The sequence below is a fragment of the Sodalinema sp. genome, assembly GCF_046483825.1.
Classification (GTDB): domain Bacteria; phylum Cyanobacteriota; class Cyanobacteriia; order Cyanobacteriales; family Geitlerinemataceae; genus Sodalinema.
In genome coordinates this window covers 1-21,716 of the sequence record NZ_JAWOCL010000171.1, presented here as the reverse complement: position 1 = coordinate 21,716, position 21,716 = coordinate 1, and the positions used below count along the sequence as shown (strand labels likewise).

The window sequence follows — 21,716 nt, the reverse complement described above, 5'->3', positions numbered from 1 at the left end:
GTTCCCTGTTCCGGTGTTCCCTGTTCCGGTGTTCCCTGTTCCCTTCTCCCCCCCTTGACCCTACTTCACGTCGACCAACTGCAAATCGCCTATCCGCGAACCGATCCCAACGATCCTCTCACCTGGGCCGTTGATGGAGTGTCCTTGCAACTGGCCCCCGGCGATCGCCTAGGCGTTGTCGGCGAGTCAGGATGCGGGAAATCGACCCTAGGACGGGCCTTTATGGGACTCCTACCCGAAGGAAGTCATATCAACGGCGAGATTCGCTTTGAAGGTCAGTCTGTCCCTCGTCTAAGTCCCCAAGCCTTGCGGAAATTTCGCGGTGAGGCGATCGCCTTGATCTTCCAAGATCCCATGACGCGCCTCAATCCCCTGATGACCATTGGCGATCACTGCATCGAAACCTTGCAGGCCCATCGGCCCAAAATGACGTTTAAACAGGCCAAAAAACGCGCCCTCGAAACCCTCGCAGCGGTCAAAATTCCGGGGAATCGCTGGAATCAATATCCCCATGAATTTAGTGGGGGAATGCGTCAACGGGTGGCGATCGCCCTGGCCTTGCTACTAGAACCCCAACTGATTATCGCCGACGAACCCACCACCAGCCTCGATGTGACAGTTTCGGCCGAGATTTTGGATGAATTGATGGGCCTGTGTCAAGAGCAAAACCTAGCCCTGATGCTGATTTCCCATGATATCGCCTTAGTGGGGGAATACTGCGATCGCATCGCCATCATGACCGAGGGTAAAATCGTCGAAACCGGGAACACGACCCAAATTCTCCAATCCCCTCAACATCCCTACAGCCAATCCCTCATCAACGCCGTCCGCGAACTACAAGAGGTACAACCGCCCCCACCACCGGATCTCACCAACCCCGTCTCACCGCTATTACAGGTCGAAAACCTACAACAACATTACAGCCTAGAACGGAATTTCCTAGAACGACTGTTTAATAACAGCAAAGCCGAAACCATCAAAGCGGTGGATAACGTCAACCTAAGTCTTTATCCCGGCGAAATTTTGGGATTAGTGGGGGAATCGGGCTGTGGAAAATCCACCCTCTCTCGCACCATTTTGCAACTGGTGAAACCCACCGGCGGACGAGTCTCCTTTCTCGGACAAGATTTAGGACAACTCTCCCCCGAGAAGCTACGCCAGCAACGGCGACAGATGCAGATGATTTTCCAAGATCCCCAAGCCTGTCTCAACCCGATGATGACCGTGGGCGATAGCATCGCGGACCCCCTGCTGATTCATGGACTGGCGAAGGGACACGCCGCCCGCCAACAGGTTCTCAGCCTCCTGGACCGGGTGGGACTCAGCCCCGCTGAAACCTACGCCCGCCGCTATCCTCGGGAACTCTCTGGCGGACAACAGCAACGGGTGGCGATCGCCCGGGCCTTAATTACCCATCCCAAGTTAATCGTCTGTGATGAACCCGTGAGTATGCTAGATGCCAATGTTCAGGCCCAGGTGTTGAGTTTAATGAAAGACCTCAAAGCTGAGTTTGACCTGACCTATTTGTTTATTACCCATGACCTCTGGGTGGCCCGCTTTTTGTGCGATCGCATCGCCGTCATGAATCAAGGTAAAATCGTCGAACTCGCCCCTAGCGAAGACCTGTTTCGACATCCTCAACATCCCTATACGCAAACACTCCTCAACGCGGCCTTAAGCGTTAAAGCATCCCCCTAACCTAACTTCCAATTCACCCCCCTCGGAGGCGTTTACCATGCTGTTAGAACGACAAAAACTGACCCGTCCCAAACGTATCCTCTCCATTGATGGGGGCGGGATTCGCGGTATTATTGCGGCGAAGGTTTTATTAAAAATCGAGAAAATTATCTGTCGCCCAGAAACGCCCTGGAATTGTCTGGCTGATTACTTTGACTTCATGGGCGGAACCAGTACCGGGTCAATTTTGGCGGCGGCGTTAGCCCGAGGAATGAAGGTTCAAGATGTCCTCAGTTTATATCTCGATCATGGACGGGAAATTTTTACGGAAAATTGGTTTCTCAAACAGTTTTGGTCGAAATATAGTAGCCGACCGTTAGAGAAGAAACTCAAGGAGATTTTTGGCGAGAGTCCCCTGGGATCTGAGGATCTCAAAACTCTGTTGATGATTGTGACCAAAAATGCCACGACTGCACATAATTGGTTTTTTGTCAACTCCCCCAATAATAAATTTTATCCCATTAACCGAGACCTCCCTCTCTGGCAGTTAATCCGGGCCAGTACCGCCGCCCCTACCTTTTTTCCCCCTCAGACGATTTCCATCAACAATCAAAGCTATGACTTTATTGATGGGGGGATGAGTATGTTTAATAATCCCACCTTTCAACTATTTTTAGAAGCCACAAAAGCCCAATATGGGATTGGTTGGGAAACGGGACAGGATAAGCTGTTATTGGTGTCTGTTGGCACAGGATTTTCCTCGAATGTCATTCCTCCAGGACGCGCTAAACAGTATCACCTGATTGATTGGGCTAAATACGCCATTAGTACCTTAATGGAAGATGCCAACGTTCAACAGAACTTTCTCATGAGTTTGATTGGAAATAGTCCCGAGGAACTGCGATCGCAGATGTCCCGAGAACTGGCCAGTCTCTCAATTCCTACCTTTAAAGAGTTACCGGAACTGGCCTCGGCGGCCTGGGTGGGTTTAGACCGCGATCGCAGTTCCTATTTATCCAATTTACTCAGCTATCATCGCTACACTGTCGTCTTCAGTCACAACCGCTTTGCTGAACTGGGCCTCTCCCACATCGATCCCAAGAAAGTCGCCGCGATGGATTGCGTGGATGAAATTCCAGCATTATTAGAAATTGGTACTGCGATCGCCCAGGAACAAGTCCGCGCCGAAGATTTTGATAAATTTCTCCACGCTGATCATGAATAGTGGCTTTTCCCGCCTCTTACCTTTTGTCATCCCCTATTGGGAGGGGTTAGGGGTGGGTTATGCCTTTTGCCTTTGGGTCTTCTGGATCTACGGTGAAATTTGTTGCAGGGTATACAAAATTGTAGGGGCGAAAAATCCCCTCCTGGGAGGGGTAGGGGTGGGTTATGCCCCTACATCAACGGGTGTAATCTGCCATAAATTTTCCTTATCACCTTAAACCCACAAGACCCTTGCCCTCTTGCCTTTTTTTCTAATTCTTCCATGTTTTTTAGTGTTATTATTCCCACCTATAATCGCCTACCCATTTTGCAGAAATGTCTCCAAGGATTAGCCCAACAACAGATAGCTAAACCCGTAGAAGGATACGAGGTAATTGTTATCGATGATGGGTCAAATGACGGAACTTGGGACTGGTTAACCCGCTATCAACAACAAATGCCACAACTGCGTTGTTTTCGGCAACAGAATGCAGGTCCTGCCGCCGCTCGTAATTTAGGATTAGACGAGGCTAAAGGAGATACTATTGTCTTTATCGATAGTGACTTAGTGGTCACAGATAGCTTTTTACAGGCTCATAGCAACGCCCTAACAGGTGGATTTGCTAAACTCGGACATCAGCGCCTCTTTACCTATGGCGCGGTAATTAACACCTGTAATTTCGAGAATCCTACCGCTGAACCCTATAAAGTGACGGACTTTTCAGCCGCCTATTTCGCCACAGGCAATGTTGCCATTCCTCGCCATCTATTGGATAAAGTTGGTCACTTTGACACCCGGTTTAAACAGTATGGTTGGGAAGATTTAGAGTTGGGAGTCCGGTTGAAAAAAATTGGTGTCAAACTGATTAAATGTCCCGAAGCCGTGGGCTATCATTGGAATCCTGCTTTTTCCCTAGAGCGATTACCGGCCTTAATTGAGCGGGAACGACAACGGGCCAAAACGGGAGTTTTGTTTTACCAAAAACATCCCACCTGGGAGGTGCGTTTCATGATTCAGATGACCCCCGCCCATCGCGCTCTTTGGGGACTGTTATCCTGGGGAGGGTATTGGAACGAACAGCGTCTGTCGGGATTGTTGCAATGGCTGATTGAGCGAGGGCGATCGCAACTGGCTCTCGAAATTGCTCGAATTTTCCTAAATTGGTATCATGTTCAGGCTGTACGGGATGCCTACCGACAGCAACACCCGCAAACCGCCTAGTTACCCTAACCCTTAATCCTAAACCCTTATGACCTCTTCGGTGCGATCGCAGCAACATCCCCTGATTCAAAAGCTCGCCGATGCAATTGAGTCCACATGGAAAACCCACCTCGACCTTGAACCCTACCATCTCCCCGAAGATTTAGGCTATGTGGAAGGCCGACTCGAAGGGGAAAAGCTCGTCATTGAAAATAGCTGTTACCAGTCCCGAGAATTTCGTAAGATGCACCTGGAACTGGCTAAAGTGGGCAAGAACCTAGACATTCTCCATTGTGTCATGTTTCCCCATCCCACCTATGCGCTGCCCATGTTTGGCACCGATTTAGTGGGGGGACGAGGACAAATTAGTGCGGCGATCGTGGATTTATCACCCACTACAGAGACTCTAAACCTCTCGCAAGACTATCGCCAAGACTTAGAAGCATTACCGCCATTAAACTTCTCTCAAGTGCGAGATTTACCCGACTGGGGCGATATTTTTTCCGACTTCTGCCTCTTCATTCGTCCCGGCGATGAAACCGAAGAAGAGCAGTTTTTACAACGGGTGACGGACTATCTGAAAGTTCACTGTCAACGGGCCACCGCCAGCGAGCCGGTTAGCGGTGCGGCGGCGGCTCAAGTGCGGGCGGGACAGTTGTATTACTGTAACAAACAACGGCAAAATGATAAGACGCGGCGGGTATTGGAAAAAGCCTTTGGCTCCGATTGGGCAGAACGCTATATGACCTCAGTTCTCTTTGATTTACCGCCTGAAGCCTAGTTGCCCCGGTGGAGTTTGATTGGCTCATTTTAGCGAAGCCAAACCTAAAAAGTTTCCGGATCGCGAGGATGCTCTCAGGTAATCAGAAGTAGCAGTATCAATCAAAGGGCTACTTTCGATGAGCATCTATAAAACTCTTTTCCTGTCTAGCCTCCTGTTAATGGGCTTTGCGGTCAACGTTCAAGCCGAACGGGTATCCTCAGACCCCAACTATGACAGCCTAAGTCAAGTTTTCTCGGCCGATAGCAGTAATGCGGATACCGTTCCCCATCGTGGTAGCGGTCGTTAAAACGCAATTCTCATCAAAGGCTAGGTCGTTAATAGGTATCCGTATTGAAGCACCTGTGCTTTAATGCGGATGTTTTTTTTGGCAACTATGCTGGCTCGGTGATTGTCCTGAATTTGCCCCCAGCCATTCCCGATCGCCCGTATCCTCCGCTACAGTACAAAGAGATTGTTTAATATCCTCCGATAAAATTCTTCTCTATGACTGCAACAGCGGCTTCTTCTTCCTCTCGGGCGCGATCGCCCCAAGTCTCGCCCCCAGTCTATGATGCCATTATCATCGGCTCGGGCATTGGCGGCCTCGTCACCGCCAGCCAACTGGCGAGCAAAGGGGCCAAAGTCCTCGTCCTTGAACGCTATCTCATCCCCGGTGGTAGTGCGGGCTACTTTGAACGCTCAGGCTATCGCTTTGACGTCGGGGCCTCGATGATTTTTGGCTTCGGTGAGCAAGGGACCACTAACCTGCTGACACGGGCCTTAGAGGCGGTGAAGATGAACCTCGACACCATCGCCGATTCCGTCCAAATTCACTACCACCTCCCGAACCAGCTTGACCTGAAAGTTCATCGCAATTACGAAGGCTTTATCAGTGAACTCAGTGCTAAGTTCCCCCATGAACGTCAAGGAATCCGCCGCTTTTATGATGAATGTTGGCGGATTTTCAACTGTCTAAACAGCATGGAGTTGCTGTCCCTTGAAGAACCTCGCTATCTAACGCGAGTCTTTTTTCAGCATCCTTTGGCCTGTCTTGGCCTCGTCAAATACCTGCCCCAAAATGTTGGCGATATTGCCCGTCGCCATATTCAAGACCCAGAACTGCTGAAGTTTATTGATATTGAATGCTATTGCTGGTCCGTGGTTCCGGCAGATCTCACCCCGGCCATCAATGGCGGTATGGTCTTTAGCGATCGCCATTATGGCGGCATCAACTACCCCAAAGGCGGCGTGGGAACCATTGCCCAGGCCCTGGCAGACGGCATCGAAAACGCCGGGGGGGACATCCGCTACAAAGCCCGCGTCACAGAAATCGTCATGGAGGGCAAACGAGCGGTTGGGGTGCAACTGGCCTCAGGAGAAACCCTCTATGGCCGACGTATTGTCTCTAACGCCACGCGCTGGGATACCTTCGAGAAACTGCTGCCGGCTGAGAAGATGCCCGCCTCAGAACGTCGCTGGCAGACGCGATATCGTAAATCACCGGGATTCTTGAGTTTACATATGGGGGTCGCCGCTGAGGTGCTGCCACCGGCTACGGAATGCCATCATATTATCCTCGATGATTGGCAACAGATGGAGGCCGCTCAGGGAACCCTGTTTGTCTCGATTCCCACCCTTCTCGATCCCAGTCTCGCTCCTGAGGGCTATCACATTATCCATGCCTTTACCCCGGATTGGCTGGAGTCGTGGCAACATTTGCCCCCGGATGAGTATGAACAGCGTAAGGAAGCCGCCGCCTGGGAGATCGTCGATCGCCTCGAAGCCATTTTCCCGGGGTTAGATGCGGGATTGGACTATCTGGAGGTGGGAACCCCTCGCACTCATCGCCGCTTCCTGGGACGAGATGAGGGGACTTATGGCCCGATTCCCCGCCGCAAATTACCGGGCCTACTGACGATGCCTTTTAACCGCACCGCTGTACCGGGATTGTACTGTGTTGGGGATAGTACCTTTCCCGGTCAAGGTCTCAATGCTGTGGCCTTTTCCGGTTTTGCTTGTGCGCACCGAATTGCGGTGGATTTAGGACTGTAGGGAAACATCACACGGCCGGTTAGTCTATCTGGAGAAGGGGGCGATCGCCCCCTTTTTTCTGCCAGGATATGGAGGGTCACGATCATCAATGTCGCCGGGATCACCTCCCCGAGAGGCTTGGCTCGTGATGGCTGTATGATCCTGTATTAACACTTGCGTTTAAGGAAATCCTTATTGATGATATATTTCCATCGATTCACTCAAATTGGCTTAGGATTGACGGCCACCCTTGTTCTCGGCTTGGGTTCCTGTCGCCCTCCCGAAACCGCTGATTCTTCAACTTCAGAGTCGCCACCGAGGGCTGAAGATTCGATGAACTCGCCGATGAGTCCTGATGATCCCATGGCCCCTCAACCGGGATCGGGGATGGATCGCCCCGGAATGAATGGCCAGGGAATGCCGATGAATGGAATGTATCTTGGCCCCAATGATGAGCAATTTGAACTGCGGTTTCTCGATGCGATGATTCTCCATCATCAGGGGGCCGTGGAGATGGCAGAGGATAGTTTGGAGAAGTCGCAACGGGAGGACATTCGCCAACTCTCTCAAGAGATTATTGAGACTCAGAGGGATGACATCGCTCAGATGCAAGCCTGGCGATCGCAGTGGTATGCGGATGCCCCAGAAGCCCCGCAGATGTATGATGCTCAAATGTCTCAGACGGTGGAAATGAATGATGGCATGATGTCGATGCTGAAGATGGAAATGGATCTCGGTGCGGCGGATGAGGACTATGATCAGCGCTATATGAATGCCATGATTGCTCACCATGAAGGAGCGTTGGATATGGCTCGTCAGGTGTTGGAAAACAGCGATCGCCCGGAAGTCGAAGCGTTCGCCAATGATCTCATTGAAACGCAAATGGCTGAGGTTCAGGAGATGCTGGCTCTACAGGAGAGCGGCTATGGGGATCAATAGTTGAGTGTTGATTGGTTTGGGGAGGGGTGAATGTGATCCTGTTTTGGTCTGCGCTCGATAGTCTGGGTCTTGATTGACCCATGAACGGTCAACTGTTCACGAGGTAGGATTTAGCCGAGGCGATACATCCAGCCATCTCGGCTACAAATATAAACTGACCCCTCCCAGACAACGGGAGTCGATTCAAAGGCTCCTCCTGAGTTAAAGTGATCGAGCTTTTCGAGGCGGATGCGGTAGAACTGGCCGCGTCCTCCGGGCAGGGCTAAGGGGTCATTGGCGGAGGCTAAACTGTAGTTGAGTTGAAAGAGATAAACGCCGTTGTATCCGGCGGAAATGAGGCGATTTCCGTCGGTAAAAATAGGGGTGGAAATCGACGGCCCCACGGGTTCCTTGGCGATGATCATTGGGGTATGATATTGCCGTTGTTGGAACGGGCCGGGGACGGTTTCGCCCGTGACTTGGGTTTGACTGCCGAGGTAGAGATAGCCGTCAATGGCATTGGTGGCAAACAGGGGCGGGGTGTCGGGGGCGCGATACTCGTCGTTGAGGGCGACGGAGCCGGTGATCCCGCCCTGCCAGTCGGCAAAGGGGATGTTTCGGGTGGGGAGAAACCAGTCGACACAGTCGGGATCGGGTTGGCTGGGATCGAGTTTGTAAACGCCTCCTTGGCCGGGGATATGTTCGCGATCTAGGGTGCTAAATAGTTTGCCATCTTGGGCGATGCTAATGGTTCCGTTGAGATCGCCGCCGGAGCGGAATCGCCAGACGATGGTTCGCTGGTTGATGTCGATGCCGTAAATGCGTCCACCGCCTGAGGCCAGGTAGAGGCGATCGCCCCAGCGGGCGGGGGAGGATTCGGCGACGAGGTTCCCTCGATAGAGGGCGATATCTTCGGCTTCGTAGAGTTGCAGTTCTTTGTCAATGTCGGGGGCAAAAAAGCTATGATCGGGGCGACGACTCGCGATGCGACTATTGATAAAATAACCGATGGAGTTTTCACCGGCGTTAAAGAGGGTTTGCTGGCCGAGATAGATGGCTGAACTGTCATTATCGCGACTGTAACTGTCGGTTTTACGAATGTTTAAACGCCAGAGTTCTTGTCCGGTACGGAAGGAAATGGCCCGGAAGCTGGGAACGACGGCAGATGAAAGGGATTTATTGACGCCAAGGCGGCTCCCTTGCAGGATGACGATTCGATTGTCGTCGCTGGCGGTTTCGTCGCGGTAAAGGGTGGCGGTTCCTTTGAGAATGTCGTCAAATTGGTAACTCCAGACCTCCTCTTGGGTTTCTAGGTCGATTTTTCGCAGTTGCTGGTTGTAGGCTCCGATGATGAGATAGAGGCGGCCGCGATCGCGTACGAGGGTGGGTTGTCCGGTCCAGCCGGCCCCACTCCAGCTATAAGCGGTGCCACCGACGCGGCTGATGCTGCTGCCGAGGTAGAATCGATCCTGGAGTGTTAAGGCGGCGGGGGTTCCTCGGCCATAGTAGCGCCGTTGGTCGTTGCCGAGATAGGTGGGAACCAGGAGTTGGGTTTCGTCAGGCTCAAGTTGGGGAGATTGGTTGAGAATTTGGTTGATTTGGCGCGTTAGGCTATCTGAGAGGGAGCTGGGGGTGACTAGGGGGGGCGTTTTTGAGGATTGGGAGGAACGCAGTTGAGCGGGTAGCCAGGCTGCAAGTCCGAGAAAAACGGTGTATCGTGTGAGTTGTCGTCGGGTTAGAGCCATCCGTTGGGTTACGAGTCGGGGACAGGGGGTGTGGGTCGTGCCACTCAGGGGCGATCGCCTTGATTGCCAAGGGCGATCGCAACCGTTAAGATCAGGCTATCAATTCCCAATTATCAGGGCGATCTGCCATTTACCTAAAATTCCCCAACTGTGGGTTTGCTAGAGAACCAAAGATGTTCAACGCCACTGAAATTTTAATTCAAGCATTCGTCGAAGAATTACGGGAAGGCTATCATCGAACCTATGGCGGTTATAAGCCTGATTATGCGGATATTATCGCCTGGGCTGGGGGCATGGCCTTGGAAAATATTGCCAACAGCGATGCTCTTTACCACACGGTAGAACATACCATTGGTGTGGCTCTGGTCGGACAGGAAATTCTCCGAGGCAAACATATCCGCGAGGGAGGAATCACCTGTGAAGATTGGTTACATTTTATTTTATCGTTGGTCTGTAGTGATATTGGCTATGTGAAAGGCGTCTGTCGCCGGGACAGCTTGGAAGCACATCGGTTTGATTCGGGAACGGGGGAGTTGATTCAACTTGATGCTGGGGCGACGGATGCGAGTTTAGCGCCTTATCATGTCGATCGCAGTCAATTGTTTGTCAAGGAGCGCTTTTATGGTCATAAGCTCATTGAAGCGCAAGAAATTCGAGATAATATTGAGTTGACTCGTGTTCTGTCTCCTGAACATCCTGGTTATGAGGATACGTCGGGTTTTCGGGGCTTGACTCGGGCGGCGGATTTGATTGGTCAGTTAAGTGATCCGCGTTATCTCAATAAGTTGGGGGCGCTTTATTATGAGTATGAGGAAGTCAGTTATAATGATAAGTTTGGCTATCGTCATGCGGGGGATTTACGTCAAAGTCATTCTCAACAGTATTGGTCGTTAATTTATCCGGCGATTGAACCGGCGTTGGAGTATTTAGGACTGACGCAGGAAGGAAAGCAAATTGTGGCTAATGTTTATGCGAATGTGTTTGTGGTTGAACATGATAATACTCGCACAACAATGTCCACTCAGTTGGAGCGATCCTAGGGACGTCCTGGGTTTTAGTGGGAGGAGAGGGGTAGGGCGATCGTAAATAGAGAGCCTTCATCTAAGCGACTTTCAACTCTGACTGTTCCGCTATGAATGTGGATGATTTGCTCAACAATTGCTAAGCCTAAGCCAAATCCTCCTGAGGCTTTGGAGCGTTTTAAGTCCGCACAATAAAACCGTTCAAAAACATGGGGTAATGCGGCTTCAGCAATGCCAATTCCGGTATCTTTGACTTGAATGAGGGCGGATTCTGTTTGCAAGAGGCATAGTTCGATTAACCCGCCTGGGGGGGTATAGCGAACGGCGTTACTCAAAAGGTTAGTCACGGCTTGTCGCAGTAAGTTTTCGTCTCCTTCGACTGAGATATGATGCTTGGGAATATGGGCCTTAAACTCTAATTCTTTGTCACGACAATGACTTGTCCAGTCCGTCGCTAACTCTGACATGAGTTGGCTTAAATTAATTGGTTTTCGCTTTTCCGGGGCTAAGAGTCCTTCATGTCTAGCTAAAAACAAGAGTTCCCCAATTAATTCACTCATTTGTTTGGTTGTTTTAATGACTTTTTCCAGCCGATCTCTGGTTCCTTCTGGACTGTTTTCTAATCGTTTTAACGCCATTAACGCAATTTGAGTGTTACTCAAAACGACGGCTAAGGGTGCGCGTAACTCGTGAGACGCATTGGCTGTAAATCGTTGTAACTGGTTACAGACGGATTCGAGACGTTGGTTGGTTTCTTTGAGATTTTGTTGTCGGTTCGCCAGTTCTTGTTCGAGTTCGTAAAATAAATGAATGGCACTCCAAGAGGCTAAGGTTGCAATGGTTGCGGCTATAATTAGGAATATAAATGTTAGTTGTTGATGGCGATCGCGATGTTGCATCCGTTCAATGAGCAGGGTTTCTTCTTCATCGGCAAAGCGTTCAATGGCGTCACGGGTTGTTACAATATCGTCTTGTCCTTCTTTGAGCCAGTTATACAACGACTCAATGGGAACCAAAATATCATTGGCTCCCTGGATTCGCGTCAGGTCTTCTTGCAGTGTTAGCTTATGCTCAAAGATATCTAAAACGTCGTTGACTTTATGGCGAATGGCTTGGATTCTTAAGGTTTGTTCGGGATTATCATCGACTAAGTCTTCTAAGGTATCGATAGAGTTGGGAATGGTTAACTTGGCTTGTTCATAACGCCTTAAAAACTCGTTTTGTCGCGTTAGTCCATAGCCTCGCATTCCCGTTTCGGCGTCGATTAGTGCATTTAACAGATATTTACTTTCAAGACGGACGGTTTGGGTATGCTGCACCCAGGCTTCGTCTTCGATGAGATTAAATTTAAGCCAGGCTAAGACCGAGAGGGTCACAAATAAGCAACTAATGGGAATTGAGACAATTAGGGTTCCTCGGACTCGTAGCGGGAGACGGATCCAACGGTTTTGAAGGCTGTTAATTAGGGGAAGCATTGGGGTTATGTGGGGGGATTTAGTTCTTGGGGTTCAAAGCGATATCCCATTCCATAGATGGTTTGAATCCAAGGGTCGATCGCCAGTTGTCGTAGGGTTTGACGTAGCCGTTTGATACGAGAGACGACGGCGTTACTTTCGGGTTCTTCTCCCCATTCCCAGAGTGCTTGTTCGATTTGCTGATGGCTGAGAACTTGCTGGGGATGACGCATGAGATATTCTAAGAGTTGGAAGTCTCGGGTTTTTAGGGAAAGGTCTTGATTTTTCCAGGTGAGGGTCATGGTGTCGAGGGATAAGGAGAGGCCAGATACTTCTAGGCGATCGCCACTCCAGAGTGGCGATCGCCGCCGTAAGGCTCGAACTCTAGCCAGTAATTCTTCGAGGTCGATGGGTTTGACTAAATAATCATCGGCTCCTCCGTCGAGTCCCATGACTTTATCGGCGGTGGTATCTTTGGCGGTTAAAATCAAGACGGGAGCGGTTTTTCCCAGTTTTCGATACTGTTTACAAATGTCGATTCCATCTTGTCCCGGTAGCATCCAATCTAAGATCAATAAGTCATAGTCGGTTTCTTCAATCAGCCATTGAGCGGTGGTTCCGTCTTCGACCGCGTCAACAATATGTCCGCTCTCTTTTAGGATGAATTGGATCGGTTCTCGTTGCTCAAAGTCATCTTCTACTAACAAAATTCGCATGGTTTTAATTTTATGCTAACTAAGAATTTATGATGATTTATTTAACCCCGAAATTCTTGACAAAACCCTAAAGGTTTAGGTATAATATTGTGGTTTTTTTGGGTTTACAGGTGAGTCTTTCGGGGAGGTTGATTCAAACCTATTCAATTAACATTGCTATCACCTTAGAGATCTGGGTTGGGACGGGGAAAGTTGGGGTTGCGACGTCCGCCAGACCAGGGAGGCGGCCCTGAGGCGGGACGAATGTTCAGGACGTCTCCGTTACTACGAGTAATCTGAAAAGCATCAAATTCATAGTCACTATAGTCACCGATGACGGTGACTTGTTCTCCTTCTTCTAAGTTTAGTTGATGCCAGCGTTGAGGACCAGCATCGACAATGATTTGTCCGGTTCCATCGTCGAGAATAAAGTCGTTACCCACGACGCTGCGGATGGTTCCTGAAATGCTGATACCACGGGTTCGGGTTAGGGAGTTGATGGGGATTTGGGCTAGACTGGCTGGTGTGATGCTGGCCAGTAAAGCGGATGTCGCCAAAATTGTTAGGCTAATTCGCATAATTTGGTTTATAAAATGGCCTGGATTTAGGTTAGTCTGAAATGATGACGAGAATATGACAAGGTTTAAAGTGGGTTGTATTTTCTGTTTTTTGTGGGTCTTCTGGATCTACGGTGAAATTTGTTGCAGGGCATACAAAATTGTAGGGGCGAAAAATCCCCTCCTGGGAGGGGTAGGGGTGGGTTATTCTCCTACATCAACGGGTGTAATCTGCCATAAATTTTCCTTATTACCCTAAACCCAGAAGACCCTTTTTTGTATTAAAATTATGCTATAATTAGTTAGGGCTAAAAACTCTTGTACTCATGAGTAACATCTTACCGATTGGCTCGATATTACCCGTTGATGCGCAAGGATATTTAGTGCGTTGGGTGAGTTTGGAAAAGATTGTTGAACCCTGGCGATCGCTCGTTGATGATGTGGCGGCGGCCTATGTGATGGCTTGGCCAAATCGGGTTATGGGGGTGTATATTCGCGGTTCGGTGGCGGCGGGACAAGCCATTTTTAAGATATCTGATGTTGATAGTTTGGCGGTGGTGTCTGGGGATTGTCGAGCCTGCGATCGCCGCTGGTTCAAGAAACTTAATCAACAGATGTCTCGTTATTATCCCTTTTGTCGTGGTATCGTGATGGAACGAGATCAGTGTTTTACACGAGATTTCCATCCCTGTTATGAACGGTTTAGCCATTATTATTCAACCCAATAATTATCGATGTGGCAAGCCTTGACTTGGGCCATTAACCCGATTGACTCTCTTGAGAGGATTATGGGTATTCAGGATGTATGGTGTGATTTGTTTCATTCGATACAAAATTGTAGGGGAACCCACCCCTAACCCGTTCCAGGAGGGGATTTTTCGCCGCTACAGTACCGGATATAATCCGCCATAACTTTTGCTTATAACCCTGAACCCAAAAGACCCATAATAATAGCTTTCCGAGTCCAGTATTGGTCAATAAAGTCTGACGGGGAGATGGGATGAAGCAGATTAGCAAAGGTTCTTATGGGAGTGGAATGGAAACAAAATGAAGCCGGTTGTTGGGTTTGGGAGAGGCTGAAGACTGTACGGCGTGACTGGCGGCGGATGCACTGAGGAACGCGAATGAAGCTAAGATTGCAATTTTGAATGAGGGTTTCATCGGGGTTAATTTCTGAGTAATCTGATTGTCATGGTTGCGATCGAGTCAGGGGAATGACTGACCCTGCACTCGTCTAGCTTAATCCTAGGTTAGAGGATCAATATGACCAAATGATGACTATCGATTAGCTGTCCGTCGTTGGTTTGGCTGTCGTCAGGGGAATAAAGATGTGGACATGAGTCCCTTCTCCTGATACAGAGTCTATCGTAATGTCACCTTGATGACGATGGAGGATTTGGTAGCTAATTGCTAATCCCAGTCCCGTTCCCTGACCCACAGCTTTGGTGGTAAAAAATGGGTTGAAAATCTTATCTTTTATGGTTTCATCAATACCAACTCCGGTATCTTTGACATCAATAGTAACACCACTGGGTTTCGATTCTTCGCAATCAGAATAATCAGTTGCAATGGTTATAGTTCCAAGTTCTTGTGATTCTTTGATAGCATCGACAGCGTTGCTGAGTACATTCATAAAAACTTGATTGATTTCACCCGCAAAACATTCAATTTTTGGTAAATCTCCATAGTGTTTTTCGATTGTAATGTCGCTGAGTTTATGTCCAAGAATCAGTAAGGAATCTTCAATACCTTGATGAATATCAATTGTTTTTTGGTCGGATTCATCTAGGCGAGAAAAACTCCGCAGGGATTTGACAATATCCCGGATTCGCTCACTTCCATTGTGCATCGAGATAAAGAGTTTATCGGAGTCTTCTTCAATAAACTCTAAGTCAAGCTCTTCTAGGCGATCGCGTACTGTTGTGGGCAAATCTTCCTGACTCAATAACTCTTTCAAGGATTCTAATAGTTCATCCTGGCTCTCTTTAAGGTGAAACAAGTTTCCATGAATAAAACTAATAGGATTATTGATTTCATGCGCAATCCCTGCAACCATTTGCCCCAAACTCGACATTTTTTCACTATGAATTAAGCTAGATTGGGTTTGTTTGAGCTTATCTAAGGTCGTTGAAAGCTCTTTGGCTTGCTTGTTGGATAATTTAGCACTTTCGAGGAGTCGTAGTTCACGATTTTTGAGCTCGTTATCAAGGTTAAAGAATAAGTAAAGTGCTAAAAAACCACTTAAAATCCCCACACTCGCCTCGATAAAAATCGCTATCTCAATAAAGTCTTCTCGCTCTTTTGAGTCCAGTTGTCGTTGTTCAAGTAATCGTTCTTCTTCTCTAACAAAAACGGCAATTTCTGCTCGGGCCTCATCCATTAGATGCTTTCCACGAACCATTCGACGAATTTCTGAGGTTTCTAAGACTTCCTCGGTTTGACTATCGATTTGATAGAGTTTGTCTCTAAAAAAGTTGATTGTTTCCCGTGCGACTTCTTGGATAATACGAACTTGAGCCAGTTGTCGTTCATTGTCTTCGACTAAAGTTTCCATGTTATACAGGGTTTGTGGAATTTCGAAAATCACCTGTTGATAGGGTTCTAAAAACTGAAGTTGACGGGTGATTTCATAGCCACGAATCCCGGTTTCGGCATTTAAAAGCTGTATCAAAAGCTGATTGGCTTCATAGCGGACTTGCTGAGTATGCTCAACATATTCTTGAGCATCAACGGCGGTGTCTTTGATCCAGCTAAAGGCAATGAGCGTAATAATTAAACAGGTTATGGGTATGCCAATAATCAGGGTTCCTCTTTGACGAAATGATAGATTGTTCCAGTAAGAAAAGAGATTTGTCAATTGAAGTTGTAACATGGTAAACATATTTACTGAGGTCAACCAAGCTGGTTATTCTAGGATTGGATGACGGGAAATCGAACCCTGATGATGTGATAAATATGTGCTGACTGAGGTTTTAAGTTTGGTTTTAGCTGGTCTGTTAGCAGCCTAAAATGTGGACTAGGTATGATGTCAAGACTCGATGGGAATATGCTGCTATTTGCCAAGATTTGCCGAGATTGAAAGAGGTTGAACATTAAAAGCAGTGGGAGGCGGAAATATTAGCCGTATGGGTTTGTAGGCTTTGCAGGAACTGTTCTAATTGCTGGATTTGAGCGAGGTTGAGGCGGTAATAGATCCAGCGGCCATCCTGTCGAGGATGCACCAGTTGCGCATCTTTTAAGACTTTGAGATGAAAGGAGAGTTTGGACTGGGGGGTATCGAGGCGATCGCATAAGTCACAGACGCAGAGTTCGCGATCGCACAACTGTTCAATAATTTGTAAGCGCAAGGGATCACTCAAGGCCCGAAATCCTAAGATGAGCTGATCCGATGACTTTGCCAGTGACGACTTCATGGAAATACCGTTAGAATAAACAGGACTAACTCAATTCTATACTAATTTTAAAACGTCGTCAGATGATGGAGACCCGTTTCAGGATTTAAGGATGATTGACTACATTGAAAAGGTGGCGACAGCCTGGTTTGTGGGTTTTTTCCCTCTGGCAGAAATCTACGTCGCGGTTCCCTTGGCCATGGCCCTTGGTTTGGATTCTCTGTCGTCAGTTCTCTGGCCAGTGTTCGGCAATTTTTCCCCGGTGTTGCTCATCGAATTTCTCTATGAGCAATTGCTTCGTTTCCCTCGCATCCGTAAGGGGTTCAAGCGTCTGCGATCAGAGCGAGTCATCCGCTATCTCGACCGTTGGGGAGGCTGGTTCGTGTTTATTATGACACCTTGGACGGGGGTTTGGGCCATGGCTATCACCCTTAAATTTTTGGGTATGAAACGCCGGCCACTACTCGTCACCACATTTATCAGTATCTTCGTCTATGCGGTTGTCCTTCTTGTCTTAGTCGACGTCGGAGTCGACGTGTTTACCTAGAGAGATCGTCAGGCTGATAGATCGTTGAGTCGGGGTTGACAACTTGACAACTTGACCTGTATTATAAGCATGGTGGAAAAGGTGCGCCCAAAAAAAAGGGTTAAATCATCCCGTGAGTTCTTCCGTTGAGCCTAACTCCGCGTCTGAGACATCGCCACATCCCCTCGTCACGGTTTGCATTCCCACCTATAATGGTGAGAAATTTTTAAGCGAGGCTTTAGCCAGTGTATCTGAGCAAACCTATCCTAACTTAGAAATTCTCCTATCCGACGACAGTTCTGAGGATGGAACCCTAGACCAATTAAAAGCCTTTGCGGCCACATCTCCTCATCCCTGTCGCATTTACCACAACCCCCAGCGGGGAATGGTGAACAATTGGAATTTTTGCATCCAACAGGCCAGGGGAATGTATCTCAAATTCCTCTTTCAAGACGATCGCCTAGACCCTGATTGTATTCGCAAACTGGTCAACTTGGCGCAAACCGATGCTGATTTAGGCTTGGTGTTTTGTGCGCGTCGGCTTGAGTTATGGGATTCGTCTCCTGAAAGTCTCCCCAAAACTCCTATTTTGCAAATTCTTTGGACATACTGTCGGGAGATTCATCGTGGCTGGAGTCAGTTACAGGCTTGCCAACGGGGAACAACGCTCTTAGCCGATTCCCAATTGTGGAGGTTTCCCCTCAACAAAATTGGTGAACCGACGGCGGTGTTGTTGCGTAAATCAGCGGTGGAGGCGGTGGGAGGGTTTGATGCAGATTTATCGCAGTTGGTGGATGTGGAATTGTGGTGGCGGTTGTTGGCGACGGCTTCCGTGGGATTTGTTGAGGAACCCCTGGCGGTGTTTCGTCTCCATCCTGGACAACAAACGGTGAAAAATGCGGCGGAGGGGAGGTTTGATGAAGGGCGATTCTTGCTCAAGATTGCCCAAAATCCCATCTTTGCTGAGGAAATTCGACAACAAGCCACATGGCATTGGTTGCAACGGGAAGATTGGCGATGTCGGGATTGGCGATCGCATCTGCAAGAGATTCCCCCTTCGTTGTGGCCTCATTGGTTGCAACAGATGTTATCGCAAACGCCCCAATGGCGCGATCGCGGCGACGCCAAAACCTACACTCAGGGACTGATGGCTATCTCCGACTATCTCCTGTCCCGAATTCAAGACCAGCCGCAACAATGGCTAGAGGCGGCGAAGGTCTATTCCTTGCAGGTGAGTCTGTCGCCTACCTATTATTGTGACCTGCCTTTAGACGAACTCCTACAGCAGCGGCGGCAAATCTTACAATTCTTTCTCCAATCCCAGGGATACCGTCTCGATTGGCAGTTTTCCCCGCAAAACTCCGGAAAAATGGGAGTTTATCTGGACACCTATCCCAGCCATCTCCCGGAAACCGGCAAAACCCTCTATTCGCCACAACCACCGCCGAAATTCTGGACTGGCGGGGATTGGATTCAGTTACCGGCGGACTTACGGGGACAAATCCAACGGCTGCGAGAGGAAAATTTAGACGAGTTGCAATTCTGGGGAGACTCAGTGGGCGACATTGGGGCGATCGCCTTCTTGGAGTTACATCAGTTAGCCCGCTCTCAGAGGACGTTTGGGGACTTACCGCTGTGGGAAACCTCTGACGAAACGGCTTTTTTGCATATAAGTCTGACCCCTAGCATTTACCCTACCACGACTGCCCATTTAGGTCAAGCCCCAGACCGAGAAATTTTAGACGTTAAGCAACGACTGGATCTCGCCTCAGCAACCGTCATTTTTGTCAGTGTCGTTTCTCCCGATGATTTAACCGTTGAATTGCGAGAAACTTGGGCGAGTATCATCCAATCTTGTCCTCAATCTTTGTTCGTTCTCTTGTTATCGCAAAACGATGAACAGTCGAGGCTGGGGATTTCTAGCCGCGATCGCCTCACCGAAACCTGGGCAAAATTCGACCTTTCTCGTCAACAGTTAATTATCCTGAATCCCGTGGATTGGCAACAGCAACCGCTTTGGTGGGATATGGGAGATATCTATTTAGATACATTTCCCGTCAACTCGCCGCAACTTGTCGAGATGGCCCTGAACAAAAATCAGGTTCCTGTCTTGTATTCCGGCAAAACTCGGCGATCGCAAATGAGCGTGAAACGCTTTTCCGGGACCATTCCCCCAGACGCGATCGCCCACCAAGACTCAGACTACATCCAACTCGCTCAAAAATTGGCAACCGATCTAGAATTTCGTCAAGAGATTTTAAGAAAACTTAAACTTGCCCAAAATCCCCGTCAGCCCTCCCGAGATTCCTTGTGCTAGAATCTGCCCTAACGCCTCTCACCCCTGGATTCAGCCATGTCTCCCAAAATTTCCCTCATCCTTAATAGTTACAATCCCTCCCACTATCTCAAAGCGGCCATCGAGAGTGTTTTGCAACAAACCTACCCCGATTTTGAACTCTTAATTTGGGATGACGGGTCCAGCGACGATTCCTTGGACATCGCGCGATCGCTCGCCGCCAACGATGAACGAGTGCGCGTCATCGCCGCCTCTCACCGAGGTCGGGGAGAAGCCCTCAAAGCCGCAATTTCGGCCACAACCGGGGATTATCTCGGCTGGATTGACCGTGACGATGTGTTAACGGCCAACGCCTTGCAACGAACCGCCGCCATCCTCGATGAAAACCCCCAAGTGGGGATGGTTTACAGCGACTATCTCGACATCGATAGTCAGGGAACCCCGCTCGGTTTAGGCTATCGCTGTCGTATTCCCTACAGCCGCGATCGCCTCCTCACCGACTTTATCACCTTTCACTTCCGCCTTATCCGCCGAGACATCTACAACCAAGCCGGAGGAATCGACCCCGCCTTCGAATACGCCGAAGACTACGATCTCTGTTTACGGATATCAGAACTCACCGAGATCTACCATCTTCGTGAACCCCTCTATCACTACCGCCACCATCCAGACAACGCCTCTCGGTCCCAAGCCAGTTTACAACAGGCGCGATCGCAATGTGCCATCAACAACGCCCTCCGTCGTCGCGGCCTACAAGATACCCTACAACTGCAAGTCCAAGAAGGACGATTTATCCTCAAACCTCGCCCCACCGCCTCTCGCAGCCGTGTCGCCGCCGTACTCGCCTCCCTTTCCCTTCCCCTAATTCCCCTCAACGCCACCGCCACCCCCACCCCCAGCGAATCCGGAAAAGCCATCATCCAAACCGCCAGTCAGGGCGTTTCCCAAGCTAACCCCCCCAGCGTTGACGCCGCAAAAGACGACATCCAGCCGCAACCCGACATCCAGCCGCAACAGACTCAACCCGACTGGGAACTGTTGAAACAAGACGAACCCCCCATTCCCCCCCTTCACCGCCACGAACAAGTTGGCGAAGGCTATGGTTACAGCGAACCCGCCGCCGGCTATGGCTATCAACAACGAAATGGTCCTCCCACACCGCCTCCAGTTCGTCCATTTATCCGTCCCCGTTCCAAAATGATTCGCCCACAACTGACTCCTGACGGTAATATCAGTTTTGAGCGTTCCGTTGAACGTCCCGTTGAACGTCCCACCGAGGACGGGGAACGGTAATCTAACATTAACGAATCGAATCTCTCGGTTTTTTAAACATCCTCAATCGACCGTTTCGAGTTGTCTGCGGCTGTCTAGCAATTTATGGAGTTCAATGGTTCCCTTAAACGATGAAAATCCGATTCAAATTACCCCAGTTGTCACCTATGTCTTAATTGTTGCCAACATTCTCATTTTCCTCTACGAATTGCGTCTCGGAACCCCCGGACTTCAGGCATTTTTACAAGACTTTGCCTTTATTCCCGGTCAACTCTCCGAGAGTCTGCAAGGAGCAGCCACCGGAGATTTAATCCCTGAACCCTTAACCCTCGTCACCTCGCAATTCTTGCATGGAAGTATCCTCCATGTCGTCTTCAATATGCTGTATCTCTGGATTTTCGGCAACAATATTGAAGAAGAAATGGGATCCGTCCGCTATCTGATTTTCTATCTTCTCTGTGGGGTTCTCGCCTCTCTTGCTCAATATGTATTTGATGCAGATTCAATGATTCCGACATTGGGGGCGAGTGGTGCGATCGCAGGAATTATGGGAGCCTATATTTTTCGCTTCCCCCAAGCTCGAATTGTCACCTTAATTCCCCTCGGATTTTTCTGGTTTACCATCCGAGTTCCGGCGATTTTCTTCCTCGGATTTTGGTTTTTACAACAAGCCTTTAACAGTGTATCCAGCCTAGAAGCCCAAGTTAATTCTGGCGGAATGGAAAGCGGTATCGCCTACTGGGCTCACGCCGGAGGCTTCATCTTTGGAGCGTTGTTAGGTCCATTTTTTGGACTCTTCTCCCGCCGTGACTAACAGCCGACGGCCTTCTTTCCCCCCATTCCCCATTTCCTGTTCCCCCTCTTGCCTTCTCTTCCCCTCTTGCCTCTTGCCTCTTCCTCCCCCTGGCCTGCTCTCCAGTCATTTCACGCTGATTGACATTATGGAAATATTGATTAAGGAGGT

At 49.2% G+C, this 21,716-nt stretch carries 20 protein-coding genes; 14 read left to right on the top strand and 6 right to left on the bottom strand.

Annotated features, from left to right (window positions below; translation table 11 throughout):
* Positions 1 to 54 precede the first annotated feature (54 nt).
* The 8 genes from R6U67_RS11135 to R6U67_RS11100 all read left to right on the top strand — a co-directional run bounded on the left by R6U67_RS11135 (position 55) and on the right by R6U67_RS11100 (position 7,814).
* Complete coding sequence (locus tag R6U67_RS11135; protein ID WP_410252613.1) at positions 55 to 1,698, top strand: dipeptide ABC transporter ATP-binding protein; 1,644 nt, start codon at positions 55 to 57, stop codon at positions 1,696 to 1,698.
* A 37-nt stretch (positions 1,699 to 1,735) separates the two neighbouring features.
* Positions 1,736 to 2,902, top strand: coding sequence for a patatin-like phospholipase family protein (locus tag R6U67_RS11130; protein ID WP_410252612.1), 1,167 nt, complete (start codon positions 1,736 to 1,738; stop codon positions 2,900 to 2,902).
* A gap of 261 nt (positions 2,903 to 3,163) precedes the next feature.
* Entirely contained in the window at positions 3,164 to 4,102 is a 939-nt protein-coding gene (locus R6U67_RS11125) for a glycosyltransferase family 2 protein (protein ID WP_410252611.1), read from the top strand.
* A 28-nt stretch (positions 4,103 to 4,130) separates the two neighbouring features.
* Positions 4,131 to 4,862: a phycocyanobilin:ferredoxin oxidoreductase gene (locus tag R6U67_RS11120; protein WP_410252610.1), complete on the top strand. Its 732-nt coding sequence runs from the start codon at positions 4,131 to 4,133 to the stop codon at positions 4,860 to 4,862.
* Between the two features lie 118 nt (positions 4,863 to 4,980).
* On the top strand, positions 4,981 to 5,151 hold the full coding sequence (gene patX / locus R6U67_RS11115; RefSeq protein ID WP_410252609.1) for a heterocyst-inhibiting protein PatX: 171 nt from the start codon (positions 4,981 to 4,983) through the stop codon (positions 5,149 to 5,151).
* Positions 5,152 to 5,195: 44 nt separating this feature from the next.
* Entirely contained in the window at positions 5,196 to 5,324 is a 129-nt protein-coding gene (locus R6U67_RS11110) for a hypothetical protein (RefSeq protein ID WP_410252608.1), read from the top strand.
* 24 nt (positions 5,325 to 5,348) lie between these two features.
* Positions 5,349 to 6,896, top strand: coding sequence for a carotenoid isomerase (gene crtH, locus R6U67_RS11105; protein ID WP_410252607.1), 1,548 nt, complete (start codon positions 5,349 to 5,351; stop codon positions 6,894 to 6,896).
* A gap of 177 nt (positions 6,897 to 7,073) precedes the next feature.
* Positions 7,074 to 7,814: a DUF305 domain-containing protein gene (locus tag R6U67_RS11100; protein ID WP_410252606.1), complete on the top strand. Its 741-nt coding sequence runs from the start codon at positions 7,074 to 7,076 to the stop codon at positions 7,812 to 7,814.
* A 110-nt stretch (positions 7,815 to 7,924) separates the two neighbouring features.
* Here R6U67_RS11100 and R6U67_RS11095 read toward each other — a convergent pair whose 3' ends face one another.
* Entirely contained in the window at positions 7,925 to 9,538 is a 1,614-nt protein-coding gene (locus R6U67_RS11095; protein WP_410252605.1) for a hypothetical protein, read from the bottom strand.
* Between the two features lie 173 nt (positions 9,539 to 9,711).
* On the opposite strand from R6U67_RS11095, the gene R6U67_RS11090 reads away from it, so the two are divergent.
* Entirely contained in the window at positions 9,712 to 10,578 is an 867-nt protein-coding gene (locus R6U67_RS11090) for an Npun_R2479 family HD domain-containing metalloprotein (protein WP_410252604.1), read from the top strand.
* Positions 10,579 to 10,592: 14 nt separating this feature from the next.
* On the opposite strand, the gene R6U67_RS11085 is transcribed toward R6U67_RS11090, so the two are convergent.
* The 3 genes from R6U67_RS11085 to R6U67_RS11075 all read right to left on the bottom strand — a co-directional run bounded on the left by R6U67_RS11085 (position 10,593) and on the right by R6U67_RS11075 (position 13,287).
* The gene (locus R6U67_RS11085; protein WP_410252603.1) at positions 10,593 to 12,035 is read right to left on the bottom strand and encodes a sensor histidine kinase; all 1,443 of its coding nucleotides are present in this window, start codon (positions 12,033 to 12,035) and stop codon (positions 10,593 to 10,595) included.
* 5 nt (positions 12,036 to 12,040) lie between these two features.
* Positions 12,041 to 12,730: a two-component system response regulator RppA gene (gene rppA / locus R6U67_RS11080; RefSeq protein ID WP_410252602.1), complete on the bottom strand. Its 690-nt coding sequence runs from the start codon at positions 12,728 to 12,730 to the stop codon at positions 12,041 to 12,043.
* Between the two features lie 164 nt (positions 12,731 to 12,894).
* Complete coding sequence (locus tag R6U67_RS11075; RefSeq protein ID WP_410252601.1) at positions 12,895 to 13,287, bottom strand: DNA-binding protein; 393 nt, start codon at positions 13,285 to 13,287, stop codon at positions 12,895 to 12,897.
* Positions 13,288 to 13,592: 305 nt separating this feature from the next.
* On the opposite strand from R6U67_RS11075, the gene R6U67_RS11070 reads away from it, so the two are divergent.
* Positions 13,593 to 13,994 (top strand): hypothetical protein, encoded by a 402-nt coding sequence (locus R6U67_RS11070; protein WP_410252600.1) that lies wholly within the window; start codon positions 13,593 to 13,595, stop codon positions 13,992 to 13,994.
* A gap of 557 nt (positions 13,995 to 14,551) precedes the next feature.
* Here R6U67_RS11070 and R6U67_RS11065 read toward each other — a convergent pair.
* Both R6U67_RS11065 and R6U67_RS11060 read right to left on the bottom strand, forming a co-directional pair.
* Entirely contained in the window at positions 14,552 to 16,138 is a 1,587-nt protein-coding gene (locus tag R6U67_RS11065; RefSeq protein WP_410252599.1) for a CHASE3 domain-containing protein, read from the bottom strand.
* A 220-nt stretch (positions 16,139 to 16,358) separates the two neighbouring features.
* On the bottom strand, positions 16,359 to 16,679 hold the full coding sequence (locus R6U67_RS11060) for an ArsR/SmtB family transcription factor (protein ID WP_410252598.1): 321 nt from the start codon (positions 16,677 to 16,679) through the stop codon (positions 16,359 to 16,361).
* A 91-nt stretch (positions 16,680 to 16,770) separates the two neighbouring features.
* On the opposite strand from R6U67_RS11060, the gene R6U67_RS11055 reads away from it, so the two are divergent.
* The 4 genes from R6U67_RS11055 (at position 16,771) to R6U67_RS11040 (ending at position 21,566) form a co-directional block, all read left to right on the top strand.
* Positions 16,771 to 17,205, top strand: coding sequence for a small multi-drug export protein (locus tag R6U67_RS11055; protein ID WP_410252597.1), 435 nt, complete (start codon positions 16,771 to 16,773; stop codon positions 17,203 to 17,205).
* 112 nt (positions 17,206 to 17,317) lie between these two features.
* Positions 17,318 to 19,501: a glycosyltransferase gene (locus R6U67_RS11050; protein ID WP_410252596.1), complete on the top strand. Its 2,184-nt coding sequence runs from the start codon at positions 17,318 to 17,320 to the stop codon at positions 19,499 to 19,501.
* A gap of 36 nt (positions 19,502 to 19,537) precedes the next feature.
* Positions 19,538 to 20,773 carry a glycosyltransferase gene (locus tag R6U67_RS11045; protein WP_410252595.1) on the top strand — a complete coding sequence of 412 codons (1,236 nt, stop codon included), beginning with the start codon at positions 19,538 to 19,540 and terminating at the stop codon, positions 20,771 to 20,773.
* A gap of 94 nt (positions 20,774 to 20,867) precedes the next feature.
* Complete coding sequence (locus tag R6U67_RS11040; protein WP_410252594.1) at positions 20,868 to 21,566, top strand: rhomboid family intramembrane serine protease; 699 nt, start codon at positions 20,868 to 20,870, stop codon at positions 21,564 to 21,566.
* Positions 21,567 to 21,716: the final 150 nt, after the last annotated feature.